Genomic DNA, 21,451 nt, shown 5'->3' with positions numbered 1-21,451 from the left:
CGTGAACATCAGAAGAGTTCTGCCGTACGGCGTCGCGGCGGCCCTGGCGCTGCCGCTCGCCGGCCTCGGCCAGGGCACCGCGCTGGCCGCCACCGACTACCAGGCCGAGGGCGCCCTGATCTCGCAGGGCACCGTGGCCACCAACCACACCGGGTACACCGGCACCGGCTTCGTCGACTACACCAACGTCAAGGGCTCCTACGTGGAGTTCACGGTCAGCGCGGCCTCCGGCGGCACCTCCGCCCTCACCCTGCGCTACGCCAACGGCACCTCCACCGACCGGCCGATGGACATCGCCGTCAACGGCGCGGTCGTCGCCTCCGGGGTGTCCTTCCCGGCCACCGCCGACTGGAACACCTGGGTCACCAAGACCGTCAACGTTCCGCTGACCGCGGGCACCGACAAGATCCGGGCCACCGCCACCAGCGCCAACGGCGGCCCCAACCTCGACCGGATCAGCCTCGACGCGGCCGCCGACACCCAGGCCCCGACCCGTCCCGGACAGCCCAGCTGCTCGGACATCGGCGAGGATGCGCTGACCCTGGCCTGGGGGGCGTCCACGGACAACGTGGGGGTGAGCGCGTACGACATCTACGAGCACGGCAACAAGATCAGTGAGGCGCCGGGGAGTTCGACCTCCAAGGCGCTGACCGGGCTCACCCCCAACACCGACTACAACCTCACGGTGATCGCCCGCGACGCGGCGGGCAACACCTCGCCCGCCAGCCCGGTCGTCGACTGCACCACCAGGCCCAGCTCCGACACCACCCCGCCGAGCAAGCCGGGCACGCTGTCCGCGAGCAATGTCACCGCCAACAGCGCCGACCTCAAGTGGGGTGCCTCGACCGACGACAGGGGGGTCGTCGCCTACGACGTGCGCAGCGACACCACGGTCTACAAGACGGTCACGAGCGGTACGTCGACCACGCTCACCGGGCTCGCCTGCAACAGCCCGTACGCGCTGAACGTCGTCGCCCGCGACGCGGCGGGCAACACCTCCGAGCCGAGCAGCACCGTCACCTTCACGACCAAGGCCTGTGCGACCGACGGTGGCGTCCCCAGCTCCATCTCCACCCTGTCCACGGGCTGGACCATCCCCTGGGGCACCTACTGGATGCCCGACGGGCAGAGCGCACTGGTCACCGAGCGGGACGACTTCCGTGTCTGGAAGGTGACCAAGAACGGCACCCGGACCCAGGTCGGCACCGTACCGAACGCCGTCACCACCAACGGCGAGGGCGGACTGCTCGGCGTCGCCGTCGACCCCAAGTGGGACACCGACCACTACGTCTACTTCATGCACACCGCCTCCGAGGGCAACCGGGTCGTGCGCATGACGTACGACGGCACCAAGCTCAGCGACTACAAGATCCTGCTCCAGGGCATCAAGAAGAACCGCTACCACAACGGCGGCCGCCTCGCCTTCGGCCCCGACGGCTACCTCTACGTCTCCACCGGCGAGGCCCAGACGCCCGACCTGGCACAGGACAAGAACTCCCTCAACGGCAAGATCCTGCGCATGACGACGGACGGGAAGCCGGCCCCCGGCAACCCCTTCGGCAACTACGTCTACAGCCTCGGCCACCGCAACCCGCAGGGCCTCGCCTTCGACCGCAACGGCCGCCTGTGGGAAGCGGAGTTCGGCAACAGCTCCAAGGACGAACTCAACCTCATCAAGCCGGGCGCCAACTACGGCTGGCCGATCTGCGAAGGGAACTGCAGCACCGCGGGGATGACCAACCCCAAGGCCACCTGGAACGTCTCCGAGGCCTCGCCCAGCGGTATCGCCATCGTCCGCAACGTCGTCTACATGGCGTCCCTGCGCGGCGAGCGGCTGTGGCGCATCCCGATCAACGGGGACAACGAGAGCGTCGGCACACCGACCGCGTACTACGTGGGCACGTACGGCCGTCTGCGGACCGTGACCAAGGTGCCGGGCGCCGACCAGCTGTGGCTGTCGACCACCAACTGCGACAACAACGGAAACCAGCCGGACGGATCGGACAAGCTCTTCCGCATCAACATCAGCTGACGGAGCGTCAGGGGCCGCTCAGGCCCGGTAGAGCGCCTCGACCTCGTTGGCGTAGGCGTTCTCGATGGCCTTCCGCTTCAGCTTCAGGGACGGGGTCAGCAGACCGTGTTCCTCGGTGAACGGCTGGGCCAGTATCCGGAAGGTGCGGATCGACTCGGCCTGCGAGACGAGGGTGTTGGCGGCGACGACCGAGCGCCGCACCTCCGTCTCCAGGTCGGCGTCCCGCACCAGCTCGGCGGGCGACATCTGCGGCTTGCCGCGCATGGTCAGCCAGTGCTCGACGGCCTCCTGGTCGAGGGTGACCAGGGCGGCGATGTACGGACGGTCGTTGCCGACGACGATGCACTGGTTGACCAGCGGGTGGTCGCGCACCCGCTCCTCCAGCAGACCGGGGGAGACGCTCTTGCCGCCGGAGGTCACGAGGATCTCCTTCTTGCGGCCGGTGATGGTGAGATAGCCGTCCTCGTCGAGGGAGCCCAGGTCGCCGGTGGCGAGCCAGCCGTCGTGCAGGGTCTCGTCGGTGGCCTTCTGGTTGTTGAGGTAGCCCTGGAAGATGTTGGGGCCGTGCAGCCAGATCTCGCCGTCGTCCGCGATGTGCACGGTCGTGCCCGGGATGGGCTGGCCGACGGTGCCGTAGCGGGTGCGTCCGGGCGGGTTGGCGGTCGCGGCCGCCGTCGACTCCGTGAGGCCGTAACCCTCGTAGATCTGCACGCCCGCGCCCGCGAAGAACAGGCCGAGCCGCCGGTCCATCGCGGAACCGCCCGTGATGGCGTTGCGGATACGGCCGCCCATCGCGGCCCGCACCTTGGAGTAGACGAGCTTGTCGAACAGCTGGTGCTGCACGCGCAGACCGGCCGACGGGCCGGGACCGAGGCCCCAGGCCTTCGCCTCGACGGCGTCCGCGTACTTCACGGCGATGTCGATGGCCTTCTCGAACGGCCCGGCCTTGCCTTCCTTCTCGGCCTTGCGGCGGGAGGCGTTGAAGACCTTCTCGAAGATGTACGGCACCCCGAGGATGAACGTCGGCTTGAACGCCTGCAGGTCCGGCAGCAGCGCGGCCGCGTTCAGCTGCGGCTGATGGCCGAAACGCACCCCTCCGCGGATCGCCGCGACCTCCACCATCCGCCCGAAGACGTGCGCGAGCGGCAGGAACAGCAGCGTCGCCGCCTCGTCGCCCTTCTTGGAGTGGAACACCGGATCCCAGCGCTGGGCGACCGTGTCCGCCTCCCACATGAAGCTGCCGTGGGTGATCACACAGCCCTTGGGGCGGCCCGTGGTGCCCGAGGTGTAGATGATCGTCGCGGTCGACTCGGGGGTGACCGCCTGCCGGTGCCGGTGCACCACGTCGTCGTCGATGTACGCGCCCGCGTCGTACAGCTCCTGCACGGCTCCGATGTCGAGCTGCCACAACTGGTGCAGCTGAGGCAGCCGGTCGATGACGCTGGCGATCGTCATCGCGTGGTCCTCGTGCTCCACGATCGCCGCCGAACACTCGGCGTCGTAGAGCATCCAGAAACACTGCTCGGCCGAGGACGTGGGATAGATCGGCACCACCTGGGCGCCGATCGTCCACAGCGCGAAGTCGAACAGGGTCCACTCGTAGCGGGTACGGGACATGATCGCGACGCGGTCGCCGAAGCGAACGCCGCGGGCCAGCAGCCCCTTGGCCAGGGCCAGCACCTCGTCCCGGAACTCCGCCGCCGTCACATCACGCCACTGCCCCTGGTCGTCCTTGCGGCCCAGGCTGATGTGCAGCGGGTCTTCCTGGGCACGCTCGAAGACGACGTCGGCCAGACCGCCCACCGGCGGTGACAACGTCAACGGAGGGTTGGTGAACTCGCGCAAACCCGCTCCCCGCTCCTCAGCGCCCGATTTAGTGCTACCTCGCACAGGGCGTGAAAGCTACCCCAGACGGCGACAGGGCGGGAGGGGGGCCTCATCCGAGCAGTGCTCAGGTACACGCTGGTCACGGGCGGAAAATGCGCTCACATCCGGAAGGGTCGGACAGAAAACTGACGGTTGAGTAAGTTTCGGTCCCGTAATCTCCACCGAATCTGTACGACCTGATAACCGCCCCCGGCGCCCGTCAGCGGGTCTGCCCGAGTGGAGTCGTCCTCTCCTCTGTCAGCGTCGGAGCGGAGGATTCCGTTACTTCCGTCCGGGTCGGGCGCGCCGTCCTGACCAGGACGATCACCAGTGCTCCGGCCACCGTCGCGGTCAGCCCCGCCGCCACCGCCGCCGTGTTCAGCCCCGACGCGAACGCCGACCGCAGCGCATGCTCGGAGAAGCCCCCGCGCAGAGCCCCGGCGGCGCCTCCGGCCAGCGCATGGGCCGCGTCGTGCGGCAGCGTGCTTTGCATGCGCGACGTGAGCACGGTGCCGTAGACGGCGATGCCGAGCGCGAGACCGAGCTGCCGGAAGGTGTTGACCGCGCCGCCCGCCATCCCGGACCGCTCCGGCGGTACGGCGGCCAGCGCCGCGCCCGCGATGCCGGGCGCCGCCAGTCCCGTACCGACACCGACCAGCACCATGCCCGGCGCCAGCGCGGACGCCGTCGACCCCGCGTCCAGCACCGTCATGCAGAACTGCCCCGAGCCGACCAGCAGCAGGCCGCCGCCGACCGTGATCCGCGCCGGCACCCCGTGCAGCAGCCGTCCGCCGGCCGCCGCCACCACGAACGCCGACAGCGACATCCACAGGAACACCGCCCCGCCGCGCACCGGACTCATCCCGAGCAGCGACTGCATCCATATCGAGTCGTACGCCATGAGACCGAACGCCCCCGCGTTGAAGGCCAGCGCGCCCAGCATCACCACGGAGAACGCGGGCTTGAGGAACAACCGCGGATCCAGCAGCGGGTCCGTGCCGCGCCGCTCCACGGCGAGGAAGCAGACCAGGGCCACCGCCGCCGCCGCGAACGTCACGAGGGTGCCCGTCTCGCCCCAGCCGTGCTCCCCGGCCCGCACCGCCCCGTACGTCAGTCCGCCCGCGAAGCCCGCGAAGGTCACCGTGCCCACCCAGTCCACACGCCGCTCACGCGAGCCGTGCGACTCCGGGACGACCTTCAGCGTCAGCCACACCGCGGCCACGCTCACCGGCAGATTGACGTAGAAGATCCACCGCCAGCCCGGCCCGTCCGTCAGCACCCCGCCGAGCACCGGCCCCACCGCGGCCGCCGCACCGCTGACCGCGCCCCACACGCCGAGCGCCACCGACCGCTGCCTGCCCTGGTAGACGGAGCCCACCAGCGGCAGTGTGGTCGCGAGCATCGCGGCCCCGCCGAGACCCTGCAGTGCGCGCGAGGCGATCAGCATTCCCGGCCCGCCCGCGAGACCGCACAGCAGCGAGGCCGTCGCGAACACCACCACGCCCACCACGTGCACCCGCCGCCGGCCCAGGATGTCGGCCGCGGCGCCCGTCCCGAGCAGCAGCGCGGCCAGCGCCAGCGCATACCCGTCCATCACCCACTGCAGATCGCTCAGCGACGCATGCAGCGAACCCGCCATGTCCGGCAGGGCGACCACCGCGATGGTCACATCCAGCAACAACATGAACGTGCTCAGGCACACGGCCGTGAGCGGCCCCCATGTACGCATGTCCTCAACTCCAGTGCTTCGTGTACGTCGGTTGCGTCTCTCCGTTGCGTCTCTCCGTACCATGGGCGGTGAGCGGCAGATCGCAACGGAAACCAGGGGTCTGTCGACGGAATCCGACAGGGGTGTCCCGTATGGAGATGGAATCCGATGTCTTCGACAAGCTCGACCTGCAACTGCTGAGCGCGCTGGAGATCAACGGCAGGGCCTCCTTCAGCCGGATCGGCGCCGTGCTCGGGGTCTCCGACCAGACCGTCGCGCGCCGCTTCCGGCGGCTGTGCGCCGAGGGCGGTCTGCGCGTCGTCGCGGTCCTGGACAGCGACTCGCTCGGCCTGGACCACTGGACGCTGCGACTGCGGTGCGTCCCCGACAGCGCCCAGACCATCGCGGAGGCGCTCGCCAAACGGCCCGACACCAGCTGGATCGGCCTCGCCTCCGGCGGCACGGAGATCGTCCTCGGCACCCGGCCGCGCAACGCCGGCGACCGCGACGACCTCCTGATGGGCAAACTCCCGCGCACCCCGAGGCTGCTGGAGATCCGCGCGTACCAGAAGCTGCACCGCTTCTTCGGCGGCCCGCAGGGCTGGCTGCAGAAGTTCTCGGCACTCGCCCCCGACCAGATCGAGGCCCTCACCCCCGATCCCGTCCCCGAGCCGGGCCCCGCCCGCATCGACCCGGAGGACGAGCCGCTGCTCGCCGTCCTCGAACGCGACGGCCGTGCCACCTACCCCGAGCTCCAGCGCGCCACCGGCCGCTCGGAGTCCGCGGTCAAACGACGCCTGGCCACCCTGATCGCCTCCGGGGCGATCTACATCGACTGCGAGTACGATCCCGCGATCGTCGGCCACCCGTTGATGGCCGCCCTCTGGCTCACCGTCGCCCCCACGGCACTCCACTCCGTCGGCCGGGCGCTCGCCGATCACGCCCCGATCGCCCACGTCTCCGCGACCGCGGGACCCACCAACGTCACTGCCACGGCGGTGGTCAGGAACACCTCCGACCTGTACGACTACCTCAGCGGCCCCCTCGGCCATCTGGAGGGCGTCCAGCATGTGGAGGTGACGCCGTACCTGCGCAACGTCAAGCAGCTGACGTACCGGCCGAGGCCGCGCTAACCACTGCGTCCGCGCTGCAGCCGGACCCCGCCCGCCAGGATCCTCGACGCCAGCGCGTCCGCCGCGCTCTGGGCGGAGGTGCGGCGGGGGCCGTGGTCCAGGACGAAGTCGACACGGCCGAGTTCGGGCAGGCCGAAGCGGTCGGGGACGCGGACCAGGCCCGGCGGGACCAGACCGCGGGAGTGCGCCATGACGCCGAGGCCCGCCCGGGCCGCCGCGATCAGCGCGCTCAGGCTGCCGCTGGTGCAGGCGATGCGCCACGGCCGGCCCTGCCGCTCCAGGGACTCGAAGGCCAGCGCGCGCGTGATCCCCGGCGGCGGGAAGACGATCAGCGGCACCGGCCGGTCCGCGTCCAGGCGCAGCCGCTCCGCGCCGATCCACACCAGCTCGTCGTGCCAGACCAGCTCGCCCCGCGGGTCCTCCGGGCGCCGCTTGGCCAGCACCAGGTCCAGCTTCCCGGCGGCCAGCTGCTCGTGCAGGATGCCCGACAGCTCGACCGTCAGCTCCAGATCGACCTCAGGATGGTCGTGCCGGAAGCCCTCCAGGATCTCCGGCAGCCGGGTCAGCACGAAGTCCTCCGAGGCGCCGAAGCGCAGACGGCCCCGCAGCCGCGTCCCCGTGAAGAACGCCGAGGCCTGCTCGTGCACCTCCAGGATCCGCCGCGCGAACCCGAGCATCGCCTCGCCGTCCTCCGTCAGCTCCACGGAGTGGGTGTCCCGGGAGAACAGCTGCCGCCCGGTGGCGTCCTCCAGGCGCCGCACGTGCTGGCTGACGGTGGACTGCCGCAGCCCCAGCCGCCGGGCGGCCTGCGTGAAGCTCAGCGTCTGGGCCACCGCAAGGAAGGTCCGCAGGTGAGAGGGGTCGTACATGGGAACGATGGTAGCCGCTCATCGTGGATCGCGATGACAGTCAGAGCGGTATGACGGATTCCCGATCGGCTGCCGGAGGAGGACGATGAACGGGGGCCCTCCGGCCCCGGACAGCCACCGGGCACGGACCCGGACCCGCCGACCGCAACAGCAAGTGGAGCACCGTGAAACGCCTGCAATGGCCGAGCTGGATACCGATCGACCCGTACATCCTGCTGCTGCTCGGGACGGTGGGCCTCGCGGCCCTGGTCCCGGCGCGCGGGACGGGCGCCGAGGTGGCCTCGGGTGCCTCCACGGCTGCGATCGCCTTCCTCTTCTTCCTGTACGGCGCCCGGCTCTCCACCCGAGAGGCGCTGGACGGACTCAAGCACTGGCGGCTGCACGGCACGGTCCTGGCCTGCACGTTCGTGATCTTCCCGCTGCTGGGCCTGGCCGCCCGCGGTCTCGTCCCGGTCCTCCTGACCCACCAGCTCTACCAGGGCCTCCTCTTCCTCACCCTCGTCCCCTCGACCATCCAGTCGTCGATCGCCTTCACGTCGATCGCCCGGGGAAACGTCCCGGCGGCGATCTGCGCGGGCTCCTTCTCCTCCCTCGTCGGCATCGTGATCACCCCGCTCCTCGCGGCGGCCCTGCTGGGCAGCAGCGCCGGCGGGTTCTCGGCCGACTCGCTCGTCCAGATCGTGCTGCAGCTGCTGGTGCCGTTCCTCGCCGGGCAGTTGCTGCGGCGCTGGATCGGCGGCTTCGTCGCCCGGCACAGGAAGGTCCTCGGCCTGGTCGACCGAGGCTCCATCCTGCTCGTCGTCTACACCGCGTTCAGCGAGGGCATGGTCCAGGGCATCTGGCACCAGGTGAGCCCGCTGCGGCTGGGCGGCCTGCTGGTCGTGGAGGCCGTCCTGCTCGCCGTGATGCTCGCCCTGACCTGGTACGGCGCCAAGGCCCTGCGCTTCGACCGCGAGGACCGCATCGCCATCCAGTTCGCCGGTTCCAAGAAGTCCCTCGCCTCCGGTCTCCCCATGGCGAGCGTCCTGTTCGGCGCCCACGCCTCGCTGGCCGTGCTGCCGCTGATGCTCTTCCACCAGATGCAGCTGATGGTCTGCGCGGTGATCGCCAAGCGCCGCTCGCACGACCCCGGGGCGGAAGCCGCCGAGGTCACCGCGAGCGCGTCACCCGCACCGTCACGAACCGCGGTCGGTACAGGGTCACGTTCGCGTTGATGCTCGCGGAAGCGCCGCTCGTCTCCAGCCAGTTGACGTCGTAGCTCAGCACCAGCCGCCCGTCGCCGCTCAGCTCGGGATGCACCTGCGGGTTGTACGCGGCGACGCCCGCCGTCGGCAGCGAGGGGCTGAAGTTCCTCGTCGGGCCGTGCCACGGCCCGACCGGGGAGCATGCCCAGTACGAGGTCACGGTGGTCAGCCCCGCCGTCCCCGCGGCCATCGTGAACAGCACGTACGCCCCGCCCACCCGCACCACCGAGAACGCGCTGCCCACCTTCGCCCCGCTCAGCGGCCGCGGTCTCACCCCCCACCCCGAACCGTCCCAGTACTGCCATGCGGCCGCCTCCCCGAGCCGTCCCCCAGCCACCCGCGCCACATACGCCGACGAGGCCGGCCGGGAGGCGGCCTGCCCGTCGTCGCCGCCGAAGACGTACGTCCAACCGCCCTTCTCCACCAGCGTCGTACCGAACAGGATCCGACGCGACGGATCGGGCACCAGGCTCTGGTCGAGCACCTTCACCACCGACTCGACCCGCAGCTCCGGCAGGGAGAGCGTGGCGACCTCGGTCGCGGTGGGCACCCCGTAGATCCACGGGGACTGCCCGGCCGCCCGCACCCACAACAGCACCCGGACGACCTTCTCCGTGGAACCGGGGGAGCGCGCCTCGACCCGGGCCGCGACCGGCCACCGCCACTGGTTCTGGGCGGGGTCGGGGAACAGCGGTGCGGGGAGCGTGCTCTGCAGGCGACCCCCGCCGTCCATCACCACCGCCGAGTTGCGCACCAGCGGGGCCGAGGTGTCCCGCCAGGCGTACGACTCGCCGACCGGGTTGGGCGGGCGGTGCACCTGGCCGAGGTAGGTGTCCGAGAACAGCCACAGCACCCGCCCGTCCGGCAGCCGCACCGAATGAGTGCCGTCGCCGCCGGTCCAGTCGTCGGTACGGTTCGCGTCGTCGCCGTACCGCGCGAACTCACGTGTGAGACGGTCGTCGGCCGACCACGAGGAGACCGTGTGCGGTGTACACGTGCCGCCCTCCCGTCGACCGTGCTCCGGGAGGGCGGTGAGCAGCACGGCCCCGAGAACCAGGGCCAGCAGCAGGCCGAGGCCGGTTCCCGTCCGCTGTCGTGCTCGTACGTCGTCGGGCACCCACGGGACGTTAGTGGCTGTTGCGCACCTGGTCCATGGGCAGCCACAGCACCGTGTCCAGGGATCCGTCCGATCCGGCATTCACGGGCGCAGCACCACCTTGCCCAGATTGCTCCGCGACTCGATCACCGCGTGCGCCTTCGCCGCGTCCTCCAGTGCGAACTCCCCGTGCACGGCGGGCTTCAGCGTGCCCGCCCCGAACAGTCGCCACAGCTCCTGACGCCAGCGCTCGTACAACTCCGGCTCGCCGCGGGCGATCCGTGCCATCTGGAAGCCGATCACGGACTTGGCGCCGACGAGCAGGTCGTACGCCTGGATCGTCCCGCCGCCGGAGCTGTACGCCACCAGCCGTCCACCCGGAGCGAGCGCGGCGACGGCCGGGGTGAGCAGTTCGCCGCCGACGGCATCCAATGCGTAGTCGACGGGATCGCCCCAGTTGTCGTCGCCGTACGCGACGACGTCGTCTGCGCCGAGGGAGCGCACGAAGTCCGCCTTCACAGGATCCGAGACGGCGCCCACCACCCGGGCCGCGCCCCGCGCCTTCGCCAACTGCACGGCCAGGTGGCCGACTCCGCTCGCGGCGGCCGTGACCAGCGCCGTCTCGCCGGGCTCGGGGTGTGCGGCGGTCAGGGCGCCGAGGGCGACGAGGCCGCTGCGGACCAGGGCGACCGCGTCGACGGCTGAGGCGCTGTCCGGTACGGGGGAGGCCATGGCCTCGTGCAGGAGCGCGAAATCGGCGTAACCGTGCCCGAAGCACAGCCCGGTCACGCGGTCGCCGGTGCGGAAGCGGGCGACTCCCTCGCCGACGGCCACCACCTCACCCGCGATCTCACCGCCCAGCGGGATCGGCTCGGCGGCCTCGGTGACCTTGCGGACGACGGGGAGCGTGACACCCACGGCCTGGCAGCGGACGAGGAGTTCGCCGGGTCCTGGCTCGGGGACCGGGGCCTCCTCCAGCAACAACGGGCCGCCGGTGGACTCGTAGCGGACGCGGCGCATCACACCTCCAGGAGGCGTCGGGACTCCCGACGGATTCATTGGGAGTACCAACGATAGTCCGATGTTCATTGGGAAGTCCAATGACTTTTCGCTAGGCTGTCCGCATGTCCGAAGCGCCCCTTGCCGCGATCCGCTCCCTCCCCAGCTGGTTGCTCGGCCGTGCCGCCGCGCGCGGCCGGGCCCTGGTGGCCGAGGCGCTGGCCGCGGAGGGGCTGAAGATGTGGCACCACGTGGTGCTCTCCGCCGTCCGCGACCTCGGCCCCGTCGCCCAGGCCGACCTCGGACGCGGCGTGCAGCTCGATCCGAAGGACCTGGTCGGCGTCCTCAACGACCTGCAGTCCGCGGGCCTCGTCGTACGCGAACCGGATCCCAAGGACCGCCGTAAGAACGCGGTGTCGCTCACCGGGGCCGGTGCGCGGCTGCTCAAGCGCTGTGAGCGGGCGGCGCGCACGGCCAACGACGAGCTGCTCGCACCGCTCTCCGCGGCCGAACGCGACCAGTTCATGGATCTGTTGATCCGGATTTCCGGTACGGAGAGCTGACGGCGGATAACGTTCCGTCATGGCCGTATCCCTCGCTCTCGATCCCGCGCGCAGCGCTCTCGTCCTCGTCGATCTGATGGACCGGATCGTCGCGCTGCCCCTGGAGCCCCGCAAGGGCACCGAAGTCCTGTCCGCCGCCGAGGAGTTGGCGACCGCGTTCCGCTCGGTGGGCGCGACCGTCGTCCTCGTCAGGGTCGAACGTCCAGGTGCCGCCGAACAGCCGCCCGGCAGCGGGCTGGTGGCCGGCTTGGCCCAGGAGGGCGACCTGGAGGTCGTGAAGCGGACCATCGGCGGCTTCCAGGGCACGGGGCTGGACGACCTGCTGCGCGACCGGGGCGTGAACACGCTCGTCTTCGGCGGGATCGCCACCAACCTCGGTGTCGAGTCCACCGCCCGGGCCGCCGGAGACCTCGGCTACGAGCTGGTCTTCGTCGAGGACGCCATGGCCGCGCTCACGGCCGCCGAGCACGACGCGTCCGTGCGGCTGGACTTCCCGCGGCTGGGGACCGTGGTGACGGCGGCCGAGGTGCGGTTCGTGGCGGGCTGAGCCCACAGGGCGGCGGGAGCAGCTGAGGCGGGACCCCGGCGGCGCAGGGGGCGCTCCCCGCCGGCCGGGGCCCCGCCGCCGTGTCGCGGAGAGCCGGTCACCCCTGGGCGGCCGCGGTCCGCAGAGCGATGCGGTCCTCGCCCGCGTACACGTTCATGGAGCTGCCCCGCAGAAAGCCCACGAGGGTCAGGCCGGTCTCCGCGGCCAGGTCGACGGCGAGGGACGAGGGTGCCGAGACCGCCGCCAGGACCGGGATCCCGGCCATGACCGCCTTCTGCGCCAGCTCGAAGGAGGCACGGCCCGAGACCAGCAGGATCGTGCGGGACAGCGGCAGGTCGCCGCTTTGCAGCGCGCGGCCCACCAGCTTGTCGACCGCGTTGTGCCGGCCCACGTCCTCCCGTATGTCCAGCAGCTCTCCGGCCTCCGTGAACAGGGCCGCCGCATGCAGACCCCCGGTCCGGTCGAAGACCCGCTGGGCAGCGCGCAGCCGGTCGGGGAGGCTCGCGAGCAGCTCGGGCTCGACGCGGACCGGGGGAGTGTCGGCGATCGGCCAGCGGGCCGTCGTACGGACCGCGTCGAGGCTCGCCTTGCCGCACAGTCCGCAGGACGAGGTGGTGTACACGTTCCGCTCGAGCGTGATGTCGGGGATCGCGACTGAGGGCGCGGTCCGCACGTCCACCACGTTGTACGTGTTCGAGCCGTCGACCGTGGCGCCCGCGCAGTACACGATGTTCTGCAGATCGTCCTGCTCGGCGAGCACGCCCTCGCTGACCAGGAAGCCCGCCGCCAGCGCGAAGTCGTCGCCCGGGGTGCGCATGGTGATCGCGAGCGGCTTGCCGTTCAGCCGGATCTCCAGCGGTTCCTCGGCGACGAGCGTGTCCGGGCGGGACGAGACCGCCCCGTCCCGGATGCGGATCACCTTGCGTCGTTCCGTGACTCGTCCCATGTCGTGTCTCAGTCCCGGTTCTGTACGTGCTGGTAGCCGAAGCGGCCCTTGATGCAGAGGTTGCCGTGGGTCACCGGGTTGTCGTGCGGTGAGGTGACCTTCACGATTTCATTGTCCTGCACGTGGAGAGTGAGGTTGCAGCCCACTCCGCAGTACGCGCACACCGTCGTCGTCTGCGTCTGCGCCGATTCGTTCCAGGTACCCGCCGCGCGCATGTCGAACTCCGACTTGAACGACAGTGCCCCGGTAGGGCACACCTCGATGCAGTTGCCGCAGTACACGCACGCGGAATCGGTGAGCGGGGCGTCGTGCTCGACGGCGATCCGGGCGTCGAAGCCGCGGCCGGAGACCGAGATGGCGAAGGTGTTCTGCCACTGGTCGCCGCAGGCGTCCACGCACTTGTAGCAGAGGATGCACTTGTCGTAGTCGCGTACGTACAGATCGTTGTCGACCCTGGGTTCCTCGCCCAGCCGGGCCGCGTCCGGGCCGAAGCGGTCCGGCTTCGCCTCGTACTCCTTGATCCATTCAGCGACTTGTGGAGTCATCGACAAGTCGACCGAGGAGGCAAGGAGCTCGAGAACGATCCTGCGGCTGTGGCGGGCCCGTTCCGTGTCGGTGCGGACCTCCATGCCGGGCTCGGCCCTGCGGGAGCAGGCCGGGACCAGGGTCCTGGATCCCTCCACCTCGACCATGCAGACGCGGCACGCGTTCCTGGGCCGCAGTGTGTCCCTCTGGCAGAGGGTCGGGATGTCCTTCCCCGCTGCCCGGCAGGCGTCGAGGATCGTCGAGCCCTCGGGAGCGCGCACCGGCTCCCCGTCGATGGTGAACTCCAGCAGCCGGCGCGGGATCCCCAGCGGTGTCACGGTCATTCGTACGCCCCCAGACGGTCGATGGCGGATTCCACGGCGTTCCACGCGGTCTGTCCCAGGCCGCAGATCGAGGCGTCCCGCATCGCGCGGCCGACCTCCCTGAGCAGCGCGATGTCATCGGCGGCCGCCGCGCCCGTGCGCTCGGCGATCCGGTGCAGCGCCTCCTCCTGGCGCACGGTCCCGACCCGGCAGGGCACGCACTGGCCGCACGACTCGTCGCGGAAGAACTCGGCGATGCGCAGCAGCAGCCGAGGCAGCGGAACCGTGTCGTCGAAGGCCATGACGACACCCGAGCCCAACGTGGTGCCCGCCTCGCGGGTGCCTTCGAAGGTGAGCGGGATGTCCAGTTCGTCCGGCCGTACGAAGCCGCCCGCCGCGCCGCCGAGGAGCACCGCCCGCAGCCGGTCCCGCACCCCGGCCAGGGTGAGCAGGTCGCCCAGCGTCGCCCCGAACGGCAGCTCGTAGATGCCGGGCCGGTCCACGCTGCCCGAGACGCAGAACAGCTTCGGGCCGGTGGACCTCCCGGTGCCGATGGCCGCGTAGGCCGGGGCGCCCATGGTCAGGATGGGCAGGACGTTGACCAGCGTCTCCACGTTGTTCTCGACCGTGGGCTTGCCGAACAGGCCCTTCTCCACCGGGAAGGGCGGCTTCGAGCGCGGCTCGCCACGGTAGCCCTCGATGGAGTTGAACAGGGCGGTCTCCTCGCCGCAGATGTAGGCGCCCGCACCGCGCCGGATCTCGATGTCGAAGGCGTAGCCCTGGCCGAGGACGTCCTCGCCCAGGAAGCCACGCGCGCGTGCCTGTGCGATCGCCTGCTCCAGGCGGCGCAGCGCCCGCGGGTACTCGCCGCGCAGATAGAGGTGGCCGTGGTGGGCGCCCGTCGCGTACCCGGCGATGGTCATGGCCTCGACCAGCGCGTACGGGTCGCCCTCCATGATCACGCGGTCCTTGAAGGTGCCCGGCTCGGATTCGTCGGCGTTGCAGACGAGGTGGTGGGGGTGGTCGGGCTGCGACGCCGTGGCCTGCCATTTGCGGCCGGTGGGGAAGGCGGCGCCGCCGCGCCCGACCAGGCCGGAGTCGGTGACCTCGCGGATGACCCCGGCGGGACCGAGCTCGAAGGCCCGGCGCAGGGCGGTGTAGCCGCCGTGGGCCCGGTAGTCGTCAAGGCTTTCCGGGTCCACCACGCCGACCCGCCGCAGCAGGACAAGGCCGTCCTGTCCGGCCTGGGGCACCGCCGTCGCCGCCGGCGGTTCCTCCGGCGCCGAGTCCGGCGCGCTAGCGGCGAGGACGGCCGCCTCGACCGTCGCCGGCGCCGACACGGCCGTACGCACCGGGTCGCCCGCCTTGACCGCGAGGGCCGCCGGGGCCCGCTCGCACAGACCGAGGCAGGGGCTGCGCTCGACGCTCACCCCGCTGCCCGGGCCCAGCCGCGCCTCGATCCCGGCGCACAGCCCGGGCGCCCCGGCGGCCGCGCAGGCCAGATCCGTGCACACGTGGAGCACGGTGGCGGGGCGGGGCTTCACGGAGAACATGGCGTAGAAGGTGGCGACGCCGTACGCCTCCGCAGGCGGTACGGTCAGCCGCCGGCACAGGTAGTCCAGGGCGCCCTCGCTGATCCAGCCGATGCGGTCGTTGATCGCGTGCAGCCCCGGCAACAGCAGGTCGCGCCTCTCCCGGGCCGCGCGGCCGCCGCGGGCCCACCTCAGGTCGGCGTCGGAGCGGTCCGCGCCCTCCCAGGAGGACTCCGGAGGGCCCAACAGGGCGTCCACGGCGGCCCGTTCGTCGTCCGTGGGCTTGCTGTCGCCGAAGTGCAGATCCACCAGGTCACCTCACGATGGTCGCGACGGGGAGCTTCTCGATCCGGATAGCCGACGCCTTGAACTCCGCCGTCCCCGCGATCGGGCAGTTCGCCTCGATCGTCAGCTGGTTGGTGTCCACCTCGTCGGGAAAGTGCATGGTCATGAAGGCCAGCCCGGGCCGCAGCGCCGTGTCCACCCACACGGGGGCGACCACGGAACCCCGTCGCGAGCACACCTGGACCTCCTCGCCGACCACGACCCCGTAGCGCTCGGCGTCCTCCGGGCACAGTTCGATGTACTCGCCGCGCCGGAGCGGGGACGCGAAACCGCCGCTCTGCACACCGGTGTTGTAGGAGTCCAGGCGCCGCCCGGTCGTCAGCCGGATCGGGTACTCCTCGTCGGTCAGGTCGACGGGCGGATCGTGCTGGACGATCCCGAAGGGCGCGGGCATTCCGCGCCGGGCCGGGTCCTTCTCCCACAACCGGCCGTGCAGATACGTCGGTTCGAGATCCTCGGTGCTCGGGCACGGCCACTGGATGCCCTGGTGTTCCTCCAGGCGTTCGTACGTCATCCCGTAGTGGTCCGGGGAGACGGAGCGCAGCTCGTTCCAGACCGCCTCGGCATCCGCGTACTTCCAGTCGTGGCCGAGGCGTGCCGCCAGCTCGCAGATGATGTCGATGTCCTCACGGGCCTCGCCGGGCGGGGTGACCGCCCGGCGCACGCGCTGCACCCGCCGCTCGCTGTTGGTGGTCGTGCCGTCGGTCTCCGCCCAGCCGGCGGTGGCGGGCAGGACGACGTCCGCCAGCTCGGCGGTCTTTGTCAGGAAGATGTCCTGCACGACGAGGAAGTCGAGCTGCCGCATCCGCCGCACGGCCTGCTCGCTGTCGGCCTCCGACTGGGCGGGGTTCTCGCCGATGCAGTAGACGGCCCTCAGTGAGCCCTCCTCCATCGCCTCGAACATCTCCGTCAGGTTCAGCCCGTAGTGCGGCTGGATGACGGTGTCCCAGGCCGACTCGAACTTCAGGCGCGAGTCCGGGTCGAGGATGTCCTGGAAGCCGGGCAGACGGTTGGGGATGGCGCCCATGTCGCCGCCGCCCTGCACGTTGTTCTGGCCGCGCAGGGGCTGCAGCCCGGCGCCGTAGCGGCCGACCTGGCCGGTCAGCAGGGCGAGGTTGATCAGCGCGCGGACGTTGTCGGTGCCGTTGTGGTGCTCGGTGATTCCCAAGGTCCAGCACAACTGGGCGCGCTCGGCACGGGCGTAGGCGTGCGCCAACTCCCGTGTCGCACGCGCCGGTACACCCGTGACCTTCTCCGCGAGGGACAGCGTCCACGGCTCGACGAGCGCCTTGTACTCCTCGAAGCCGGTCGTCGCCCGCTCGATGAACGCCTCGTTGGCCAGGCCCGCGTGGATGATCTCGCGGCCGATCGCGTGCGCCATCGGGATGTCGGTGCCGACGTTGAGGCCGAGCCAGCTCTCCGCCCACTCGGCGGTCGAGGTGCGGCGCGGGTCGACGGCGTACATCCGGGCGCCGTTCCTGATGCCCTTCAGCACGTGCTGGAAGAAGATCGGGTGTGCGAAGCGGGCGTTGGAGCCCCACATCACGACGACGTCGGTGTGCTCGATCTCCTCGTAGGAGGAGGTGCCGCCGCCGGAGCCGAACGCGGCGCTCAGACCGGCCACGCTGGGGGCGTGACAGGTGCGGTTGCAGGAGTCGACGTTGTTGGTGCCCATGACGACCCGCGCGAACTTCTGTGCCACGTAGTTCATCTCGTTGGTCGCGCGGGCGCAGGAGAACATGCCGAACGCGCCGCGGTTGCGTGCCAGGCCGCGGGCCGCCCGGTCCAGGGCCTCCTCCCAGCTCGCTCGCCGGAACGGCTCGGCACGGGAGTCGCGGACCAGCGGGTGGGTGAGCCGGGTGTAGGTCTTCGGGGTCCGGTCGCGTTTCCTCATACGACACTCCTCATGCGGCGCTCCTCAGTGCGAGCAGGTCCGAGATGGCGTGCACGGTGCGCAGGGTGGGCACCTCGACGCCGGTGATCTCCGCCAACTCGACGACGGCTGCGAGCAGGACGTCGAGTTCGAGCGGTTTGCCGCGCTCCAGGTCCTGGAGCGTGGAGGTGCGGTGGTCGCCGACGCGTTCGGCGCCGGCCAGACGGCGTTCGATGGAGACGCCGACCTCGCAGCCGAGCGCCTCGGCCACGGCGAGCGTCTCGGCCATCATCGTCTCGATGACCTTGCGGGTGCCGCCGTGCAGACACATCTGCCGCATGGTGGCGCGGGACAGCGCGCTGATCGGGTTGAAGGAGATGTTGCCGAGCAGCTTGACCCAGATGTCGCCCCGCAGTTCCGGCTCGACCGGGCACTTCAGGCCACCGGCGACCATGGCCTCGCTGAAGGCCAGACAGCGCTTGGACACGCTGCGGTCGGGCTCCCCGATGGAGAACCGGGTGCCTTCCAAGTGCCGTACGACACCCGGTCCTTCGAGCTCGGTGGCCGCGTAGACGACACATCCGACGGCCCGTTCGGGTGCGAGCACCGCACTGACCGCGCCGTCCGGGTCCACGCTCTGGATGCGGTGGCCGTCGTGCGGGCCGCCGTGCCGGTGGAAGTACCACCAGGGGATGCCGTTCTGGGCGGCGATCACCGCCGTGGTGTCGTGCAGAAGGGGCTCGATGAGCGGCCCGCACGCCGCGTACGAGTTGGCCTTCAGGCCCAGGAAGACGTAGTCGACCGGGCCGATCTCGCCCGGTTCGTCGGTGGCGTGGGCGTGCGCGGTGAAGTCGCCGCGCGGGCTGAGCACCCGTACTCCGTGCTGCCTCATGGCCGCCAAGTGCGGTCCACGGGCGACGAGATGGACGTCGGCGCCGGCGCGGTGGAGCGCGGCACCGACGTAGGCGCCGATCGCACCGGCGCCGAGAACTGCGACTTTCATGACGAGGGAGCTCCGTTCGGTCGAGGGATACCGCGGAGATGGCCGCACAGTCGAACTCTGCCGAACACTGTCGACTGAATATTGTCTACAGTATGGTGACGGGTGCCACAAGAGTCCGCGCACGGTCGGGAAAACCGGGCGGTCCGACCGTTCGGCGCTCGCCGCATACCGCTCATCGCATACGGTCGACGCGCCGCCTTCTCAACTCCCTTGCCACTCCCGTACGTTCGGGATCATGAGTCCCCCTGTCGCACCGGCCGGCTGGAGCCGCTGGCTGGTTCCCCCCGCCGCTCTCTCCGTCCATCTCTCCATCGGCCAGGCCTACGCCTGGAGCGTCTTCAAGCCGCCACTGGAGTCCTCGCTCGGCCTCAGTGGAACGCAGAGCGCGCTGCCCTTCCAGCTCGCCATCGTCATGCTCGGTCTGTCGGCCGCTTTCGGCGGCACGCTGGTGGAGCGCAACGGGCCGCGCTGGGCGATGACCGTCGCTCTGGTCTGCTTCTCGTCCGGCTTCCTGATCTCCGCGCTGGGCGCGGCCACCGAGCAGTACTGGCTGATCGTCCTCGGCTACGGCTTCGTCGGCGGCATCGGCCTCGGCATCGGTTACATCTCGCCCGTCTCCACCCTGATCAAGTGGTTCCCCGACCGGCCCGGCATGGCCACCGGCATCGCGATCATGGGCTTCGGCGGCGGCGCGCTCATCGCCTCGCCGTGGTCCACGCAGATGCTGGAGTCCTTCGGCACCGACAGTTCCGGGATCGCGCTCGCGTTCCTCGTGCACGGGCTGTCGTACGCCGTCTTCATGTCGCTCGGTGTGCTGCTGGTGCGGGTGCCGCGCAGCGAGCGGCCGGTCGAGGGCGCGCCCAGCGCCTTCCAGGGGCCGCAGGTCTCCGCGGGCACGGCCATCCGCACCCCGCAGTTCTGGTGTCTGTGGGTCGTGCTCTGCATGAACGTGACCGCGGGCATCGGCATCCTGGAGAAGGCCGCCCCGATGATCCAGGACTTCTTCAAGAACACCTCGACCCCGGTGTCCGTCTCGGCCTCGGCCGGCTTCGTCGCGCTGCTCTCCGCCGCCAACATGGCGGGCCGCATCGGCTGGTCGTCCACCTCCGACCTCATCGGACGCAAGAACATCTACCGCGTCTATCTCGGCTTCGGCGCGCTGATGTACGCGCTGATCGCGCTGTTCGGCGACTCCTCCAAGCCGCTGTTCGTCCTGTGCGCGATGGTGATCCTGTCCTTCTACGGCGGCGGTTTCGCGACCATCCCGGCCTATCTGAAGGATCTGTTCGGCACATACCAGGTCGGCGCCATCCACGGGCGGCTGCTCACCGCCTGGTCCACGGCCGGCGTCCTCGGACCGCTGATCGTGAACTGGATCGCCGACCACCAGAAGGCCGACGGCAAGAGCGGCGCGTCCCTCTACGGCCTCTCCTTCATCATCATGATCGGGCTGCTCGTCGTCGGCTTCGTCGCCAACGAGCTCGTCCGGCCCGTCAACGCCCGCCACCACATCCCCGCACCGAGGGAGGAGACCGTCGATGTCGAACGACAGCAGTCAGAGTCCGCCTGACCGGCGCCCGCTGATCGCCTTCGCCTGGCTGTGGGTGGGGGCACCGCTCGCCTACGGGGTCTACGAGCTCGTACAGAAGGCGACGAAGCTGTTCACCGGGTGACTGTTCGGGAAGTGTTCGGGCGTCCGAAGGCCTGACAGAAGCCGACAACCCCGGCGCCCGAATCCTGTCGTCTTGGCTGTCCTCGTACCCGTGAGTCACTGATCAGACTGGTGGATCCCGCAACCCAAGGCAACGAGGGGGACCACCCAATGAACGGCTCGCGTATCGCCGCCGTCGGCCACTACCAGCCCGCCAAGGTGCTCACCAACGAGGACCTGGCGGGCCTGGTCGACACCAGTGACGAGTGGATCACGTCCCGGGTGGGCATCCGCACACGCCACATCGCCGGACCGGACGAGCCGGTCGACGAGCTGGCCGCCCACGCCGCCGCCAAGGCGCTCGCGGCGGCCGGTCTCGCGCCCGGTGACATCGACCTGGTCCTGGTCGCCACCTCCACCGCCGTGGACCGCTCGCCCAACATGGCCGCCCGGGTCGCCGCCCGGCTCGGCATCCCCTCGCCCGCCGCGATGGACGTCAACGTGGTGTGCGCCGGGTTCACCCACGCCCTGGCCACCGCCGACCACGCGGTCCGGGCAGGTGCCTCGCTGCGTGCGCTGGTCATCGGCGCCGACAAGATGTCCGAGGTGACCGACTGGAGCGACCGCACCACCTGTGTGCTCGTCGGGGACGGGGCGGGGGCCGCCGTCGTGGAGGCCGCGGAGGAGCCCGGCATCGGGCCCGTGCTGTGGGGCTCCGTGCCCGAAATGGGGCATGCGGTACGCATCGAGGGCACGCCCGCGCGGTTCGCGCAGGAGGGGCAGAGCGTCTACCGCTGGGCCACCACCCAGCTTCCGCCCATCGCCCGCAAGGCCTGCGAGCGCGCCGGACTCGCCCCCGAGGACCTCGCCGGAGTCGTACTGCACCAGGCGAACCTGCGCATCATCGAGCCCCTCGCCGAGAAGATCGGCGCCGTCAACGCCGTCGTCGCGCGGGACGTCGCCGAGTCCGGGAACACCTCGGCCGCGAGCATCCCGCTCGCCTTCTCCAAGCTCGTCGAGCAGGGCGCCGTCTCGACCGGGGACCCGGTGTTGCTGTTCGGCTTCGGTGGGAACCTGTCGTACGCCGGACAGGTCGTCCGCTGCCCGTGACCTGCGCGTACGGTCCGGCGTGACGCACCCGACCCGCCGTCCCCCTGCCCCTCGTGCGCCGTAGACTGTAGACGAAAGACAATCCA

General features: G+C 70.7%; 18 protein-coding genes. 8 read left to right on the top strand and 10 right to left on the bottom strand.

What is annotated here, in order from left to right:
- Nucleotide 1: 1 nt before the first annotated feature.
- Nucleotides 2-2,032: a PQQ-dependent sugar dehydrogenase gene (locus ACFY1E_RS18745; protein WP_389077127.1), complete on the top strand. Its 2,031-nt coding sequence runs from the start codon at nt 2-4 to the stop codon at nt 2,030-2,032.
- Nucleotides 2,033-2,050: 18 nt separating this feature from the next.
- Here ACFY1E_RS18745 and ACFY1E_RS18740 read toward each other — a convergent pair whose 3' ends face one another.
- Together ACFY1E_RS18740 and ACFY1E_RS18735 are read right to left on the bottom strand one after the other, a co-directional pair.
- A complete protein-coding gene (locus ACFY1E_RS18740; protein ID WP_389077124.1) occupies nt 2,051-3,877 on the bottom strand; it encodes an AMP-dependent synthetase/ligase in 1,827 nt (608 codons plus the stop codon).
- A gap of 241 nt (nt 3,878-4,118) precedes the next feature.
- Nucleotides 4,119-5,627, bottom strand: a complete 1,509-nt coding sequence (locus ACFY1E_RS18735) for an MFS transporter (protein ID WP_389077122.1) — start codon at nt 5,625-5,627, stop codon at nt 4,119-4,121.
- A gap of 131 nt (nt 5,628-5,758) precedes the next feature.
- On the opposite strand from ACFY1E_RS18735, the gene ACFY1E_RS18730 reads away from it, so the two are divergent.
- A complete protein-coding gene (locus ACFY1E_RS18730) occupies nt 5,759-6,739 on the top strand; it encodes an Lrp/AsnC family transcriptional regulator (RefSeq protein WP_389077119.1) in 981 nt (326 codons plus the stop codon).
- Here the strand turns inward: ACFY1E_RS18730 and ACFY1E_RS18725 are convergent.
- Complete coding sequence (locus tag ACFY1E_RS18725; protein ID WP_389077116.1) at nt 6,736-7,608, bottom strand: LysR substrate-binding domain-containing protein; 873 nt, start codon at nt 7,606-7,608, stop codon at nt 6,736-6,738. The two genes, ACFY1E_RS18730 and ACFY1E_RS18725, sit on opposite strands and share 4 nt — an antisense overlap.
- 164 nt (nt 7,609-7,772) lie before the next feature.
- Here ACFY1E_RS18725 and ACFY1E_RS18720 point away from each other — a divergent pair, with 164 nt between their 5' ends.
- Nucleotides 7,773-8,822, top strand: a complete 1,050-nt coding sequence (locus ACFY1E_RS18720) for a bile acid:sodium symporter family protein (RefSeq protein ID WP_389077114.1) — start codon at nt 7,773-7,775, stop codon at nt 8,820-8,822.
- Here the strand turns inward: ACFY1E_RS18720 and ACFY1E_RS18715 are convergent.
- Entirely contained in the window at nt 8,758-9,969 is a 1,212-nt protein-coding gene (locus tag ACFY1E_RS18715; protein ID WP_389077111.1) for a DUF4185 domain-containing protein, read from the bottom strand. The genes ACFY1E_RS18720 and ACFY1E_RS18715 overlap by 65 nt on opposite strands.
- 81 nt (nt 9,970-10,050) lie before the next feature.
- Nucleotides 10,051-10,968 carry a zinc-binding alcohol dehydrogenase family protein gene (locus ACFY1E_RS18710; RefSeq protein ID WP_389077108.1) on the bottom strand — a complete coding sequence of 306 codons (918 nt, stop codon included), beginning with the start codon at nt 10,966-10,968 and terminating at the stop codon, nt 10,051-10,053.
- A gap of 104 nt (nt 10,969-11,072) precedes the next feature.
- Between ACFY1E_RS18710 and ACFY1E_RS18705 the strand changes: the two genes are divergently transcribed.
- Both ACFY1E_RS18705 and ACFY1E_RS18700 read left to right on the top strand, forming a co-directional pair.
- Nucleotides 11,073-11,510: a MarR family winged helix-turn-helix transcriptional regulator gene (locus ACFY1E_RS18705; RefSeq protein ID WP_389077105.1), complete on the top strand. Its 438-nt coding sequence runs from the start codon at nt 11,073-11,075 to the stop codon at nt 11,508-11,510.
- Nucleotides 11,511-11,529: 19 nt separating this feature from the next.
- Nucleotides 11,530-12,057, top strand: a complete 528-nt coding sequence (locus tag ACFY1E_RS18700) for an isochorismatase family protein (RefSeq protein WP_389077103.1) — start codon at nt 11,530-11,532, stop codon at nt 12,055-12,057.
- Nucleotides 12,058-12,154: 97 nt separating this feature from the next.
- On the opposite strand, the gene fdhD is transcribed toward ACFY1E_RS18700, so the two are convergent.
- From fdhD to ACFY1E_RS18675, 5 genes are read right to left on the bottom strand one after another with little or no spacing between them, the layout of a single operon-like run.
- The gene (gene fdhD / locus ACFY1E_RS18695; RefSeq protein ID WP_389077100.1) at nt 12,155-13,003 is read right to left on the bottom strand and encodes a formate dehydrogenase accessory sulfurtransferase FdhD; all 849 of its coding nucleotides are present in this window, start codon (nt 13,001-13,003) and stop codon (nt 12,155-12,157) included.
- Between the two features lie 8 nt (nt 13,004-13,011).
- Entirely contained in the window at nt 13,012-13,872 is an 861-nt protein-coding gene (locus ACFY1E_RS18690) for a 2Fe-2S iron-sulfur cluster-binding protein (RefSeq protein ID WP_389077098.1), read from the bottom strand.
- Nucleotides 13,869-15,692, bottom strand: coding sequence for an NADH-ubiquinone oxidoreductase-F iron-sulfur binding region domain-containing protein (locus ACFY1E_RS18685; RefSeq protein ID WP_389077096.1), 1,824 nt, complete (start codon nt 15,690-15,692; stop codon nt 13,869-13,871). The genes ACFY1E_RS18690 and ACFY1E_RS18685 overlap by 4 nt, the downstream gene beginning before the upstream one ends.
- Nucleotides 15,693-15,696: 4 nt before the next feature.
- The gene (locus tag ACFY1E_RS18680) at nt 15,697-17,622 is read right to left on the bottom strand and encodes a molybdopterin oxidoreductase family protein (protein ID WP_389077094.1); all 1,926 of its coding nucleotides are present in this window, start codon (nt 17,620-17,622) and stop codon (nt 15,697-15,699) included.
- A gap of 10 nt (nt 17,623-17,632) precedes the next feature.
- A complete protein-coding gene (locus ACFY1E_RS18675; protein WP_389077092.1) occupies nt 17,633-18,604 on the bottom strand; it encodes a 2-dehydropantoate 2-reductase in 972 nt (323 codons plus the stop codon).
- A gap of 235 nt (nt 18,605-18,839) precedes the next feature.
- On the opposite strand from ACFY1E_RS18675, the gene ACFY1E_RS18670 reads away from it, so the two are divergent.
- The 3 genes from ACFY1E_RS18670 to ACFY1E_RS18660 all read left to right on the top strand — a co-directional run bounded on the left by ACFY1E_RS18670 (nt 18,840) and on the right by ACFY1E_RS18660 (nt 21,365).
- Nucleotides 18,840-20,174 (top strand): OFA family MFS transporter, encoded by a 1,335-nt coding sequence (locus tag ACFY1E_RS18670; RefSeq protein WP_389077089.1) that lies wholly within the window; start codon nt 18,840-18,842, stop codon nt 20,172-20,174.
- The gene (locus ACFY1E_RS18665; protein ID WP_266962832.1) at nt 20,143-20,277 is read left to right on the top strand and encodes a hypothetical protein; all 135 of its coding nucleotides are present in this window, start codon (nt 20,143-20,145) and stop codon (nt 20,275-20,277) included. The genes ACFY1E_RS18670 and ACFY1E_RS18665 overlap by 32 nt, the downstream gene beginning before the upstream one ends.
- A 149-nt stretch (nt 20,278-20,426) precedes the next feature.
- The gene (locus tag ACFY1E_RS18660; protein WP_389077087.1) at nt 20,427-21,365 is read left to right on the top strand and encodes a beta-ketoacyl-ACP synthase III; all 939 of its coding nucleotides are present in this window, start codon (nt 20,427-20,429) and stop codon (nt 21,363-21,365) included.
- Nucleotides 21,366-21,451: the final 86 nt, after the last annotated feature.

Origin of the sequence: Streptomyces sp. NPDC001604, assembly GCF_042893475.1 — a bacterium.
GTDB lineage: Bacteria > Actinomycetota > Actinomycetes > Streptomycetales > Streptomycetaceae > Streptomyces.
The sequence above is the reverse complement of the archived record's forward strand: the minus strand, read 5'-3'. Positions and strand labels throughout refer to the sequence as shown.